Origin of the sequence: Bradyrhizobium sp. LTSP849, assembly GCF_000938255.1 — a bacterium.
Lineage (GTDB): Bacteria > Pseudomonadota > Alphaproteobacteria > Rhizobiales > Xanthobacteraceae > Bradyrhizobium.
On sequence record NZ_JYMR01000005.1, the window covers coordinates 108,723 to 121,644 of the forward strand.

Below are 12,922 nucleotides of genomic sequence, written 5' to 3' on the forward strand. Positions count from 1 at the left end.
TCCAGAAAGTCGGGCTGTTCCAATGATGGATGGTCCGGTGATCATTGTCGGTGCCGGCCATGGCGGCTACCAGGTCGCGGCATCCCTGCGTCAGGCGGGCTTTGCCGGGCGCATCTGCCTGATCAATGACGAGGCGCATCTGCCGTATCAGCGGCCGCCTTTGTCAAAAGCCTACATCAAGGGTTCCGCCGGGCCGGACAGCCTGATGTTCCGGCCGGAGAAATTTTACCAGGACCAGACCATCGAGCTGATCGCGGGCCGCGCCGTGTCGATCGATCGCGCCGGGCGCAAGGTGCTGCTCGCCTCGGGCGAGACGCTTGCCTACGGCCACCTCGTGCTGGCGACGGGCGCGCGCAACCGGCTGCTCGATCTGCCCAACGCGAATCTGCCTGACGTGAAATATCTGCGCATCCTCGACGAGAGCGAGGCGCTGCGCGCGATTATTCCCTCGAAGAAGCGCGCCGTGATCATCGGCGCCGGCTTCATCGGCCTGGAGTTCGCGGCGACGGCGCGGATCAAGGGCCTCGAGGTCGACGTGCTCGAGCTCGCCCCGCGCGTGATGGCGCGCGCGGTGACGGCGGAGGTCTCGGAGTATTTTCAGGCGCGGCATCGCGAGGCCGGCATCCGCATTCATCTCGGTGTGCAGGCCACTTCCATCGAGGCCGAGGGCGGCAAGGTCACCGGCGTCAGCCTCAGCGACGGCCGGCATCTGCCCGCCGACCTCGTCGTGGTCGGCGTCGGCGTGCTGCCGAACATCGAGCTCGCGGCGGAGGCAGGGCTGCCGGTCGCCGCCGGCATCATCGTCGACGAATATCTCTCGACCGCTGATCCCTACATTTCGGCGATCGGCGATTGCGCGCTGTTCGCAAGCCCGCGTTTCGGCGGATCGTTGCGGGTGGAGTCGGTGCAGAACGCTACCGATCACGCCCGTTGCCTGGCGGCGCGGCTGACCGGCGACAGCAAGGTCTATGACAGCCATCCCTGGTTCTGGAGCGATCAGGGCGACGACAAGCTCCAGATCGCAGGCCTCACCACCGGCTACGACCGCGTCGTGCTGCGTGGCGATCCCGCCAGGAAGGCGTTCTCGGCGTTCTGCTATAAGGGCGACAAGCTGCTCGGCATCGAGTCGATCAACCGCGCGGGCGATCATATGTTCGGCCGCCGCCTGTTCGGCATGGACCGCTCGATCACGCCGGAGCAAGCCGTGGATGAAAGCTTTGATCTGAAGGGCGCGCTGGCTTGAGTCTTCTCCCTCTCCCCGTTCTTACGGGGAGAGGGTTGGGGTGAGGGGCCTCTCTCCACAGATGAGATGATCGCGAGACCTGTACCCCCTCACCCGGATTGCTTCGCAATCCGACCTCTCCCCGCAAGCGGGGCGAGGTAAGAACGGCATCAGCCGGCGTTGAGAACTGCGGCAACCTCCGCGGCCGTCGGCATCGACGGCCCCGCGCCCATGCGCTGCACGCTGATCGACGCTGCGGCGTTGGCGAAGGCGAGGGCTGCGCGCAAGGCCACGCCTTCCGCCAATTGCGCGGCGAGCGCGCCGACAAAACAATCGCCGGCGCCGGTAGTGTCGACGGCCTTCACCGTGCGTCCCTGCACCGAAAATTCCTCGCGGCCGGCGAGCGCGAGCACGCCGCGCTTGCCGAGCGTGACGCAGATGGTCTGGTCCGCGCGCGCCTGAAGCCCGCGCGCCACAGTGATGATCCGCGCGGCCTCGTCGTTGTCTGACAGTTCTGCGCCGGCGAGGAAGCCGAGCTCAGTCTCGTTCAGCACGAGGATGTCGACCAGCGCGAGCATCTCGCGCGACATCTTCTGCGCCGGTGCCGGGTTGAGCAGCGTCGTGGCGCCAGCTGCGCGAGCGCGTTGAAAGAATGCGGCAATGGTCGGCAGCGGGATTTCGAACTGACTGACGGCGACGTCACCCTTCGCCAGCGGGACGGCCGCGACATCATCAGCGCTGACCAGCGCATTGGTGCCGGGAATGACGACGATGGTGTTGTCGGAGGCCGCGACCGTGATGATGGCGGTGCCGGTGTGTGCCTCCGCCGTCTCCCTGAGCGAGCCGAGATCGATGCCCTGTGCGCCGAGAAAAGCCTTCAGCTCGTCACCGAAGGAATCCTTGCCCAACCGCCCGATCAGCGTGGTCCGCACGCCAAGCCGTGACGCCGCGACCGCCTGGTTCGCACCCTTGCCGCCCGGAAAATACAGCACCTGTCGGCCGGCGACGGTCTCGCCGACCTTCGGGTGGCGATCGGCAGTCGCCACCACATCCATGTTGATGCTGCCGGCGACGAAGACGCGTCCCATAAACAACCCTTTCGAAGCCTAAACCCTGACTTCGAACTCGTGCCTGACTTTGGCGATGTCGACAAGGGTCGGAAGTCCCGCCTCGTTGCCGAGACGCTGGATCTTGTAGGTCGAGGCCGCCCGGGCAAAATCAAAATGCTCACGCCAGCTTTTGCCGGGATGGGCCAGATAAGAATAGACATAGGCGCCGTGGAACACGTCGCCGGCGCCGTTGGTGTCGATCACGCGCTCGCGCGGGATCGGCATCGCCGGCATGGTCTCGACGGCGCCGGTCTCGTTGTACCAGAGCAGTCCCTTCTCACCCATGGTGATGCCGCCGATCTTGCAGCCGCGGCCCTTGAGATAATCGAGCATCTTCTCCGGCGTCAGGTCCATCTGTTCGCACAGGCGCTCGGCCACGATCGCGACGTCGATGAATTCCAGGAGCTCATGCGTGTTGGTGCGCAGGCCGCCGCCGTCGAGCGAGGTCAGGATGCCGGCCTCGCGGCAGACTTTAGCGTAGTGCAGCGCGGCGTCCGGTTGATGGCCGTCGACATGCAGCACGCGGCAGCCGCCGAGGTTGAGCATCGGGAAGGGGTGGATGTGATCGTCGTCGCGGCAGCGGACGATGGCGCGCTTGCCGTCCTTCGGCATGATGAAGGACAGCGAGGACTGATTCACCTTCCGCCCATGCAGCGAGATTCCGTACTTCGCGCACATGTCCATGAACATGCGGCCGAGCCAGTCATTGGCCGCGGTGGCGATGAGATCAGGCACGATGCCGAGCTTGGCGCAGCAGAACGCCGCCGTGACCGCGTTGCCGCCGAAAGAGACCGCGTAGTCCGTCGCCACGTGCTTCTCGTCGCCGGTCGGCATGTGGTCGGTGATGAAGACGACGTCGATATAAGTCTGTCCGATAAAGAGAGCCTGCATTGGTTGTCCGTGATGCGCTGGGTGGTCCCGGCCGGCCTGCTTACCTTAGCACCGCTTCCGCGGGAGAAACGCCAAAATTATTCGCAATGCCATGGCCATAGGCGCTTGAGGTCGGCACGGGGCCGGAATACGACCATGACAGGGCCATGCCAAGCCCGGACAAATGCCGTGTCTCGGCCGGTTGTTCCCGGTCCATAAAAAAGGGGGGAATATGATCACCGGCCTCGATCACGTCGTCGCTCTGGTCCAGGATATCGGTGCGGCAAAGGCGGCCTATCAGACGTTGTTGGGGCGGGCGCCGGCCTGGCAGAATTCCGGCGAGGGCGCCGACCGGGTGCTGTTCACGCTTGCGAACATGACCATCGAGCTGATGGCGCCGAGCGGGTTCAGCTTGACCGCCGACCGGATGCGCGCACTGCTCGACGACCGCGAGGGCGTGCTCGCCAGCCTGTGCTTTCGCGTCGCAGACATGGGCAAGATGCACCGGCGGCTCGACCGGGTAGCGCTCAAGCCGGATCCGGTCGCCGAGGTCGCAAGCAGCGACGTCGCGACGAGCGCGGTCCTGCACTGGAAGCGCACGCGGGCCGCGACCGAACTCACCCGTGGCGTGCGCATGTTCTTTCTCGAACTCGCCGAGGAGCGTCCACTGTCGGCTGCGACCGACATCGCGCCGATCGACGCACTCGACCACGTCGTGATCACCACCGAGGATTCCGACCGCGCCGCGGCGCTCTATGGCGCACGGCTCGGGCTCGACCTGGCGCTGGATCGTTCGCACCAGGATTGGGGCCAGCTGATGTTCTTCCGCTGCGGCGATCTCATCGTCGAGGTGGTGCGCCGTCCCGTGGCGGGCGGCGACTCCCTGCACGACCGTCTCTGGGGCTTGAGCTGGCGGGTCGCCGACATCGACGCCACGCGCGCCCGCCTGCTCGCCGCCGGCCTCGACGTCACCGAAGTGCGCAACGGCCGCAAGCCGGGCACGCGGATCATGACGGTGCGGAACGGCACCTGCGGCATCCAGACGGTGCTGCTGGAGCGCTCGCCGAAGCCGGTGGATTGAGGTCGGCTCTCTCTTTTCGAAGACTCCCGTAGGGTGGGCAAAGCGAAGCGTGCCCACGTCTTTGCCCAATTGATGCGAAGACGTGGGCACGGCGCAAGGGCGCCTTTGCCCACCCTACGAAACCGGCTTGCTTGGCTTTCACTGTTGCGAAACTATGCGGCGGGCTGGGCGCGTGGTACATGGCATACCGAGAGTACCCAGCGAGCACCGGTTTGGCGAAGGCAAAGCAAACTCTGAGATGGCAGCGCGACCCCGAAGGGATGCGGCTGCGGATTCTCGAAGCCGCCAAGCAGGAGTTTTCGACCCACGGGCTCGCCGGCGCGCGCGTCGATCGCATCGCGGCCAAGGCCGGCGCCAACAAGCGCATGCTCTACTACCACGTCGGAAACAAGGACGAGCTCTATCTCGCGGTACTGGAAGGCGCCTATGACAAGATCCGCAGCGAGGAGCGCGGGCTCGATCTCGAACATCTCGATCCGCCCCAGGCCATCAGGCGGCTGATCGAGTTCACCTGGAATTATTTTCTGCGCAATCCCGAATTCCTGTCGCTGCTTCAGACCGAGAACCTCGCGCGCGCAAAACATTTGAAGCGCTCGGCCAAGGTCAAGTCGATGCACTCGCCCTTCGTCGAGATGATCCGCACCGTGGTGCGGCGCGGCGTGGACTCTGGCGATTTCCAGGTCGCGGTCGATCCGGTGCAGCTCTACATCTCGATCGCGGCGCTGAGCTTTTTCTATCTGTCGAACTCGGCGACGCTGAGCGTGATCTTCGGCCGCGATCTGCTGGACAAGAAAGCCAAGGACGAACGGCTGGCGCATATGGCCGGCCTGGTGCTGGCGGCGCTGACCGGGCAGTCGGCGGAGCTGCTGGAGATCGTCAAGGCGCCGAAGTCGCGGGCCAAGGTGGCGCAGACGGTTTAGCGGCGAAGCCCGCGTACTCGTGAAGGGCGGACGTATCGTCTGCTGTTTCCTCAACCTCAGCTGTCATCGCCCGCGAAAGCGGACGATCCAGTATTCCAGAGGCGGTGAGGGGATCCGGAGAAGCCGCGGCGTACTGGATTCCCCGCTTTCGCGGGGAATGACACCGAGGGTGCCGCGCGATTGGCTGGTCGCTTAAGAGGTGCACGACCCCCACGAGCGTCGGAACCGCGCGCAAAACGTCACAGGGAAACCACTGGACAGTATTTATCCAACGGGTTAATTTCTCCCCCGAACGAAGAAGACGACCGGGAGTGAGACGTGGCTGAGTTGAAGCCGCAGAGTGCGGTGTCCAAGATGCTGAATGCGGCCTGGATCCGGCCGTTTTTGTTCCTGGTCTTCATCGTCGTGGCCTGGGATCTCGCGATCCGGCTGTTCAGGATTCCCGCCTACCAGATTCCGTCGCCGGCCGATGTCGTCGCGGTCCTGTGGACCGACTGGCCGGAATTGCTGCGCCAGTCATGGCCGACCACCTATGCGACCGTCTGCGGCTTCGCGCTGTCGGCGCTGTTCGGCATTCCCGTGGCGATGCTGATCGCGGGCTCGAAGACGGTCGAGAGCTACGTCTATCCGCTGCTGGTGTTCTCCCAATCCGTGCCGAAGATCGCGATTGCGCCGCTGTTCGTGGTCTGGTTCGGCTTCGGCATCATTCCAAAAGTGATCTCGGCCTTCCTGCTCGGATTTTTCCCGGTGGTGGTCTCCGCCGTGCAGGGCTTCAAGTCGGTCGACCCCGATATGGTGGATCTCGCCCGCGCCATGCAGGGCAGCCGCTTCCAGGTGTTTTGCGCGGTGAACCTGCCGCATGCGCTGCCGGCGATCTTCTCCGGCCTCAAGGTGTCAGTGACGCTCGCCGTGGTCGGTGCCGTCGTCGGCGAGTTCGTCGGCTCCAACTCCGGCATCGGTTATGTGATGCAGCGCTCGATCGGCACATTCGATTTGCCGACGATGTTCGCAGCGCTGGTGATCCTGGCGCTGCTCGGCGTGATCCTGTTCTGGATCGTCGACCGGATCGAGAAGCTGGTCATTCCCTGGCATGTCAGCCAGCGCGAGGACGTGATTTTCGCCTCTTAGTTTAAGCAACGGCCACCAACGGCCGAAACATAACGACAAGGGAGAGTGACAATGAAGCGGTGGATAGGGGCTGTCTCGACGGCGCTGATGATGTTCGCGGTCGCACCGGCGCAGGCGGCCGACAAGGTCGTGCTGATGCTGAACTGGTACGTCTATGGTGAGCATGCGCCGTTCTATTACGGCAAGGCCAAGGGCATCTATGCGGCCGAGGGCATCGATCTCGAGATCCAGGAAGGCCGCGGCTCGGCTGCGACCACGCAGGCCGTTGCGGCCAAGACCGCCGATTTCGGCTATGTCGACGTGCCCACCATGATGCGCGCCGCGATCAAGGGCGCGCCTGTCATCGCGACCGGTGTGCTGCTCCAGACCAGCCCGATGTCCGCCATGGGTTTTGCCGACAAGAACATCAAGAAGCCCGAAGATATCAAAGGCAAGACGGTCGCGATCACGCCGGCCGATTCCATGACCCAGATCTGGCCGCTGTTCCTGAAGAAGACCGGCCTGAAGGAGAGTGACTTCACCACCGTTGCCGGCGACGGCCAGACCAAGCTCAACGCCGTCATCAACGGCCAGGCGGATCTCCTGCTCGGCTACGTCATGGACCAGTCGATGAAGATCAAGGACGCCACCGGCAAGGACGTCTATCCGATCAAGTTCGCCGACTACGGCATCAACATGGTCTCATCCGGCATCATCGCCAACTCCGACTATGTGAAGGCCAATGCCGATCTCGTTCGCCGCTTCATGGCTGCGACGACCAAGGCGGTCGAAGCCGCCGAGAAGGAGCCGAAGGCGGCGGCACAGTCGATCCTCGATGCCAACCCGAAGGGCGGCAAGATCGATACGTTGACGCAAGGCTTTGAGCTGACCATTCCGCTCTACCGGACGCCCGAGACCAAGAGCAAGCGGCCGTTCCAGGTCACCGACCAGAACATGACCGACAGCGTCAATCTGATGGTCGAATATGGCGGGCTCGATGCCAAGGCCAAGGACAACCCGAAGGCGTTCTACACCAACGACTATCTGCCGAAGGGCGACTCGTGAACCAACCTGCAAGACCTGACAACGCCGTGCAACCGGCCGCGCATCTGAGACTGGTGAGCGACCGGGCCGGCAACGATGCGTCGGGCATCAAGCTGGCCGGCGTGTCGAAGACCTACCGGACGCGCGACGGCGATGTGCCGTCGCTGCGGCCGCTGGATTTCCACATCAACGACGGTGAGTTCTTCGTCGTGGTCGGGCCAAGCGGCTGCGGCAAGTCCACGCTGCTCAAGCTGATCTCGGGATTGCTGCCGCCGACATCCGGCGAGATCCTGGTCGAGGGCGAGAAGGTGACGACGCCGCACGGCAATGTCGGCATCGTCTTTCAGAACGCACTGCTGCTGCCCTGGCGCAACATCCTCTCCAACGTGATGCTGCCGATCGACATGAAGCGGCTGCCGCGGCAAAAATATCTCGAACGCGCCAAGGCGCTGTTGAAGATGGTCGGGCTGGAGGGTTTTGAGAGTAAGCTGCCCTGGCAGCTCTCCGGCGGCATGCAGCAGCGCGCCTCGATCTGCCGCGCGCTGGTGCATGATCCCAAGATCATGCTGATGGACGAGCCGTTCGGTGCGCTCGATGCGCTGACGCGCGAGCGCATGAATGTCGAGCTGATGCGGATCCAGCGCGAGACCAGGAAGACCGTGCTCCTGATCACGCATTCGATTCCGGAGGCCGTGTTCCTCGCTGACCGCGTGCTGGTCATGACCGAGCGTCCCGGTGCGATCGCCGCGATCTACGACGTGCCGCTGCCGCGCCCGCGCTCGCTCGACGTGATGGCCGATCCGGTCTTCACCGAGCTCGTGCAGCGCATCCGCAAGCATTTCTTCTCGCAGGGTTCACTGGACTAACGACCATGGCACCGCGCCTGAAACTGCGAGACATCGCGTTCTTCGAACGTCCCGTGCAGTTCGCGCGGCCGTTCCGCTTTGGCGCGATCACGATCAAAGCGACGCCGCAGCTGTTCGTGCGGGTCGAGATCGAGCTCGAGGGCAGGGGAACCGCCGTCGGTGCCAGCGCCGAGCTGCTGGTGCCAAAATGGTTCGACAAGCGGGCGGAGCTGTCGCCGGCGCAGACGGTCGACGAGTTGCGCCGCTCGCTCGTAATCGCGCGCGGGCTCTATTTGGCGCGGACTGAATTCCTGACGGCGTTCGATCTGCACGCGTCGTGCATCGGTGCCCAGGTCGCAACCTGCGCGAAAAAGAACATGCCGGCGCTGGCTGCGGCCTACGGCCCGGCGGAGATCGACAAGGCGGTGCTCGATGCGGTGCTGCGTGCCGTCGAGACCAATTTCTTCGACGGGATGGCCGGCAACATCCCCGGCATCGATGCGCGGCTTTCGCCCGATCTGAAAGCCACTGACATCGCGCAATTTCTCGCAAGCCGAAAGCCGCTGCCGCGCGTCGCGATCAGGCATACCGTTGGTCTTGACGACACGGTTGAAGGCGAAGGCGGCGTTGCCGATATCAGCGAGAATGCCAGCGCACGCTATTTCAAGCTGAAGCTGTCCGGCGACTCCACGGCGGATGCGGCGCGGCTGGCGCGCATCGGCAAGGAGCTCGATACGCTCGGACGGGACTACAAGGTCACGCTCGATGCGAACGAGCAGTACGCCGATCTTGCCGTGCTGCGTGCGCTGATGGATCGGCTCGATCATGACTCCGCTTTGAGACCGATCTCGTCGCGCCTGCTCTATGTCGAGCAACCGATGCCGCGCGACATCACCCGGCAATCTCCGCTCGGCTCCCTGGCCGCACATGGCTTCATCATCGATGAAGCCGATGATTCCTACGATGCGTTCCCGTCGGCGCGAGCGCTCGGCTATTGCGGCATTTCGTCGAAATCATGCAAGGGGCTCTACAAGTCCATCGTCAACGCGACGCGCGCTGCGAAATGGAGCGCAGGCGGAGCGAGGTTCTTTGTGACGGGCGAGGATCTGACGTGCCAGGCTGGCCTTGCCGTGCAGCAGGATCTCGCGCTCGGCGCCTTCATCGGTATCACCCATGCCGAGCGCAACGGCCATCACTATGTCGATGGTTTTGGCGAGACGCCCGCCGCTGAAGCGCAAGCCTTCGCGGCGGCGCATCCCGATCTCTACGCCGATGCCGGCCATGGCATTCGGCTCAAAATCCACAACGGCGATCTCCTGACGGGATCGCTCAACGCAACGGGCTTTGCGACGTCGGTCCATCCGGACTGGTCGGCGCTGGCCCCGCTCGAACAGCCAAAACCACTTCAGGAGCAATTGGCATGACCACCCAACGCCTCGGCCTCATCATGAACGGCGTCACCGGCCGCATGGGGCTCAACCAGCATCTGATCCGCTCGATCGTCGCGATCCGCGACCAGGGCGGCGTTCGCTTGAAGAACGGCGACCGCGTGATGCCCGATCCGATTCTGGTGGGCCGCAGCGCCGAGAAGGTGGAGGGGCTTGCGAAACAGTACAACATCACGCGCTGGACCACCGATCTCGACGCCGCGCTCGCCGACAAGAACGACACGATGTTCTTCGACGCCGCGACCACGCAGGCCCGGCCCGGCCTGCTGACCCAGGCCATCAACGCCGGCAAGCACGTCTATTGCGAGAAGCCGATTGCGACGAATTTTGAAGAAGCGCTGGAGGTCGTCAAGCTTGCGAATGCCAAGGGCGTCAAGCACGGCACGGTGCAGGACAAGCTGTTCCTGCCCGGCCTGAAGAAGATCGCCTTCCTGCGCGATTCCGGCTTCTTCGGCCGCATCCTCTCGGTGCGCGGTGAGTTCGGCTATTGGGTGTTCGAAGGTGGCTGGCAGGAGGCGCAGCGGCCGTCCTGGAATTATCGCGACGAGGACGGCGGCGGCATCATTCTCGACATGGTCTGCCACTGGCGCTACGTGCTCGACAATCTCTTCGGCGAAGTCGAGAGCGTGGTCTGCATCGGCAACACCGACATTCCCGAGCGCTACGACGAGCAGGGCAAGAAGTACAAAGCGACCGCCGATGACTCGGCTTACGCGACGTTCCAGCTCAAGGGCGGCGCCATCGCGCACATCAACATGTCCTGGGTGACGCGCGTCTATCGCGACGATCTCGTCACCTTCCAGGTCGACGGCACGCTCGGCTCGGCGGTCGCCGGCCTGTCCGACTGCATGATCCAGGCCCGGCAGGCGACGCCCCGGCCGGTGTGGAATCCCGACGAGAAGCGGCTGCACGATTTCTACGGCGACTGGCAGAAACTGCCGGATAACGTCACCTACGACAACGGCTTTAGGGAGCAATGGGAGATGTTCATCCGTCACGTCTACGAGGATGCACCCTACAAGTTCACGCTGCTCGAAGGCGTCAAGGGCGTGCAGCTCGCCGAATGCGCGCTGAAGAGCTGGAAGGAGCGGCGCTGGATCGACGTCGCCCCGATCAAGGTCTGAGGAGGGACACATGAACAAGCCCGTCCTGCAGATGTCGTCATTGTCGCTAAAACTGCCGAAGGCCGATCGCTTGATCGAGACCTACCGGCTCGCGGCGTCGCGAATTTTTCCGGCCAAACTTGAAGGCACGCTCAGCCGCATCGCGTTCTCGGCCGTGCACACCGTCGTCGATCCCTTCGCCGACAACGATCCCTGGCTCGCCGCCGCCGTCGACTGGGACAAGACCATCGCCTTCCGCGAACACGTCTGGGACCTCGGGCTCGGCGTTGCCGAAGCCATGGACACGGCGCAACGCGGCATGGGGCTGGACTGGCCGACCTCGCTGGAATTGATCACGCGCTCGGTCGCTGCCGCCAAACGGCGCAATGCGCTGGTGTTCTCAGGGGCTGGCACCGACCATCTCGCCGTGGAGGATGCCAAGAGTCTCGACGACGTGATCCGCGCCTATGAGGAGCAGATCTCGGCGGTCGAGAAGGTTGGTGGCCGCATCATCCTGATGGCGTCGCGTGCGCTGGCCAAGCTTGGCCGCAACGCCGACGACTACGCCAAGGTTTATGACCGCGTGCTGTCGCAGGTCCGCGAACCCGTTATCATTCACTGGCTCGGGGACATGTTCGACCCGGCCTTGACGGGCTATTGGGGCACCAAGGATCTCGACAAGGCGATGGACACGGCGGTAGCCATCATCAACGGCAACGCTGCCAAGGTCGACGGCGTCAAGGTCTCGCTGCTCGACAAGCAGCGCGAGATCGACATGCGCCGCCGCCTGGACAAGCGCATCAAGATGTACACCGGCGACGACTTCAACTATGCGGAGCTGATCGCCGGCGACGAACAGGGCTTTTCGCACGCGCTGCTCGGCATCTTCGATGCCATCGCGCCGGCGGCGTCCTACGCGCTGTCGCGGCTAGCTGCCGGTGACGAGGCCGGCTTCCACGATGTGTTGGGGCCGACGGTGCCGCTGTCGCGCCATATCTTCAAGGCGCCGACGCGCTTCTACAAGACCGGCGTGGTGTTCATGGCTTACCTCAACGGCCACCAGGATCATTTCACCATGGTGGGCGGCCAGGAGAGCACACGCTCGATGCTGCATCTGGCCGAGCTGTTCCGCTTGGCCGATCAGGCCGGACTGCTCGCCAATCCAGAGCTCGCGACGCGGCGGATGAAGACCGTGCTGGCCTCGCACGGGATCGACTCCTGATGCGTGATTTTTCGTCCGATCATCGCTGGCTGTCGCTGAACACGGCGACGGTCCGCAAGCAGGGTGACCTCGTCGAGATCATTGAGGCCTGCGCCAGGCACGGCATCCGCGCCATCGATCCCTGGCGCGACCAGGTCGCCGCCGTCGGTCTCGACCGCGCCGTGCGCGCCGTGCGCGACGCCGGCCTTGATCTCTCCGGCTATTGCCGCGGCGGCATGTTCACGTCCGATGCGTCGCGCCGAGGCGAGGTCCGTGACGACAACCGGCGCTGCGTGGACGAAGCCAAGGCCTTGGGCGCGCCCTGTATCGTGCTCGTGGTCGGCGGCTTGCCGCAATATTCACGGCCGGGCAGCGAGGCCTCGAAGGACATCGCCGGCGCACGGACGCAGGTCGAGGAAGCCCTGGCCGAGATGCTCGACTACGCCAAACAGGCAAACCTGCCGCTGGCGATCGAGCCGCTGCATCCGGCCTATGCGGCGGACCGCGCCTGCGTGAACACGACAAAACAAGCGCTCGACATCTGCGACCGGCTCGACCCCAGCCGCACCGGCTTGCTCGGCGTCGCGCTCGACGTCTATCACATCTGGTGGGACCCGGATCTGATGGACCAGATCGCGCGCGCCGGCAAAGACCGCCTGCTCGCCTTCCATGTCTGCGACTGGCTGGTGCCGACCAAAGACATCCTCAACGACCGCGGCATGATGGGCGACGGCGTCATCGACATCAAATCCGTGCGCAAAGCGGTCGAAGCGGAGGGTTTTGCCGGCTATTCGGAGATCGAGATCTTCTCCAATGACTGGTGGGGCAAGCCGATGGACGAGGTGCTGCGCACCTGCATCGCGCGGCACCGGACGGTGGTGTAGGGACCGCGAGCACGGCCCTCTCGGGCTTGCGAGCTGTTGCAGCATTGGCCAATCTTCGCTTCAATCGTCTCTCACGGTCCACGGGCGG

At 64.2% G+C, this 12,922-nt stretch carries 12 protein-coding genes; 10 read left to right on the plus strand and 2 right to left on the minus strand.

Annotation, left to right across the window (positions count from 1 at the left end; all coding sequences use genetic code 11):
* Positions 1 to 22: 22 nt before the first annotated feature.
* Positions 23 to 1,243, plus strand: a complete 1,221-nt coding sequence (locus tag UB31_RS04965) for an NAD(P)/FAD-dependent oxidoreductase (RefSeq protein WP_045010029.1) — start codon at positions 23 to 25, stop codon at positions 1,241 to 1,243.
* Positions 1,244 to 1,392: 149 nt separating this feature from the next.
* On the opposite strand, the gene rbsK is transcribed toward UB31_RS04965, so the two are convergent.
* Together rbsK and UB31_RS04975 are read right to left on the minus strand one after the other, a co-directional pair.
* Positions 1,393 to 2,310 (minus strand): ribokinase, encoded by a 918-nt coding sequence (gene rbsK, locus UB31_RS04970; RefSeq protein ID WP_045010030.1) that lies wholly within the window; start codon positions 2,308 to 2,310, stop codon positions 1,393 to 1,395.
* An 18-nt stretch (positions 2,311 to 2,328) separates the two neighbouring features.
* Positions 2,329 to 3,222, minus strand: coding sequence for a sugar kinase (locus tag UB31_RS04975; protein WP_045008915.1), 894 nt, complete (start codon positions 3,220 to 3,222; stop codon positions 2,329 to 2,331).
* A gap of 211 nt (positions 3,223 to 3,433) precedes the next feature.
* Between UB31_RS04975 and UB31_RS04980 the strand changes: the two genes are divergently transcribed.
* The 9 genes from UB31_RS04980 (at position 3,434) to UB31_RS05020 (ending at position 12,834) form a co-directional block, all read left to right on the plus strand.
* On the plus strand, positions 3,434 to 4,282 hold the full coding sequence (locus tag UB31_RS04980; RefSeq protein ID WP_045010031.1) for a VOC family protein: 849 nt from the start codon (positions 3,434 to 3,436) through the stop codon (positions 4,280 to 4,282).
* A gap of 212 nt (positions 4,283 to 4,494) precedes the next feature.
* Entirely contained in the window at positions 4,495 to 5,202 is a 708-nt protein-coding gene (locus UB31_RS04985) for a TetR/AcrR family transcriptional regulator (RefSeq protein ID WP_197090765.1), read from the plus strand.
* A 318-nt stretch (positions 5,203 to 5,520) separates the two neighbouring features.
* Positions 5,521 to 6,330 carry an ABC transporter permease gene (locus UB31_RS04990; protein WP_045008918.1) on the plus strand — a complete coding sequence of 270 codons (810 nt, stop codon included), beginning with the start codon at positions 5,521 to 5,523 and terminating at the stop codon, positions 6,328 to 6,330.
* A gap of 51 nt (positions 6,331 to 6,381) precedes the next feature.
* Complete coding sequence (locus tag UB31_RS04995) at positions 6,382 to 7,374, plus strand: ABC transporter substrate-binding protein (protein WP_045008919.1); 993 nt, start codon at positions 6,382 to 6,384, stop codon at positions 7,372 to 7,374.
* Positions 7,371 to 8,219, plus strand: coding sequence for an ABC transporter ATP-binding protein (locus UB31_RS05000; RefSeq protein ID WP_045010033.1), 849 nt, complete (start codon positions 7,371 to 7,373; stop codon positions 8,217 to 8,219). The genes UB31_RS04995 and UB31_RS05000 overlap by 4 nt, the downstream gene beginning before the upstream one ends.
* Positions 8,220 to 8,224: 5 nt before the next feature.
* Positions 8,225 to 9,622 (plus strand): enolase-like domain-containing protein, encoded by a 1,398-nt coding sequence (locus UB31_RS05005; RefSeq protein WP_045010034.1) that lies wholly within the window; start codon positions 8,225 to 8,227, stop codon positions 9,620 to 9,622.
* Positions 9,619 to 10,770 (plus strand): Gfo/Idh/MocA family protein, encoded by a 1,152-nt coding sequence (locus UB31_RS05010; RefSeq protein WP_045010035.1) that lies wholly within the window; start codon positions 9,619 to 9,621, stop codon positions 10,768 to 10,770. Before UB31_RS05005 ends, UB31_RS05010 begins: the two co-directional genes overlap by 4 nt.
* 10 nt (positions 10,771 to 10,780) lie before the next feature.
* Positions 10,781 to 11,971 carry a dihydrodipicolinate synthase family protein gene (locus UB31_RS05015; protein WP_045010036.1) on the plus strand — a complete coding sequence of 397 codons (1,191 nt, stop codon included), beginning with the start codon at positions 10,781 to 10,783 and terminating at the stop codon, positions 11,969 to 11,971.
* A complete protein-coding gene (locus UB31_RS05020; RefSeq protein WP_045010037.1) occupies positions 11,971 to 12,834 on the plus strand; it encodes a sugar phosphate isomerase/epimerase family protein in 864 nt (287 codons plus the stop codon). The genes UB31_RS05015 and UB31_RS05020 overlap by 1 nt, the downstream gene beginning before the upstream one ends.
* The last annotated feature ends 88 nt before the right edge of the window (positions 12,835 to 12,922 follow it).

Excerpts from the sequence above, each read along its gene's own strand:
- UB31_RS05020 (WP_045010037.1), top strand. The coding sequence starts at position 11,971 with ATGCGTGATTTTTCGTCCGATCATCGCTGGCTGTCGCTGAACACGGCG.
- UB31_RS05005 (WP_045010034.1), top strand. The coding sequence starts at position 8,225 with ATGGCACCGCGCCTGAAACTGCGAGACATCGCGTTCTTCGAACGTCCC.
- UB31_RS04975 (WP_045008915.1), bottom strand. The coding sequence starts at position 3,222 with ATGCAGGCTCTCTTTATCGGACAGACTTATATCGACGTCGTCTTCATC.
- rbsK (WP_045010030.1), bottom strand. The coding sequence starts at position 2,310 with ATGGGACGCGTCTTCGTCGCCGGCAGCATCAACATGGATGTGGTGGCG.
- UB31_RS04965 (WP_045010029.1), top strand. The coding sequence starts at position 23 with ATGATGGATGGTCCGGTGATCATTGTCGGTGCCGGCCATGGCGGCTAC.
- UB31_RS04995 (WP_045008919.1), top strand. The coding sequence starts at position 6,382 with ATGAAGCGGTGGATAGGGGCTGTCTCGACGGCGCTGATGATGTTCGCG.
- UB31_RS04980 (WP_045010031.1), top strand. The coding sequence starts at position 3,434 with ATGATCACCGGCCTCGATCACGTCGTCGCTCTGGTCCAGGATATCGGT.
- UB31_RS05015 (WP_045010036.1), top strand. The coding sequence starts at position 10,781 with ATGAACAAGCCCGTCCTGCAGATGTCGTCATTGTCGCTAAAACTGCCG.
- UB31_RS05010 (WP_045010035.1), top strand. The coding sequence starts at position 9,619 with ATGACCACCCAACGCCTCGGCCTCATCATGAACGGCGTCACCGGCCGC.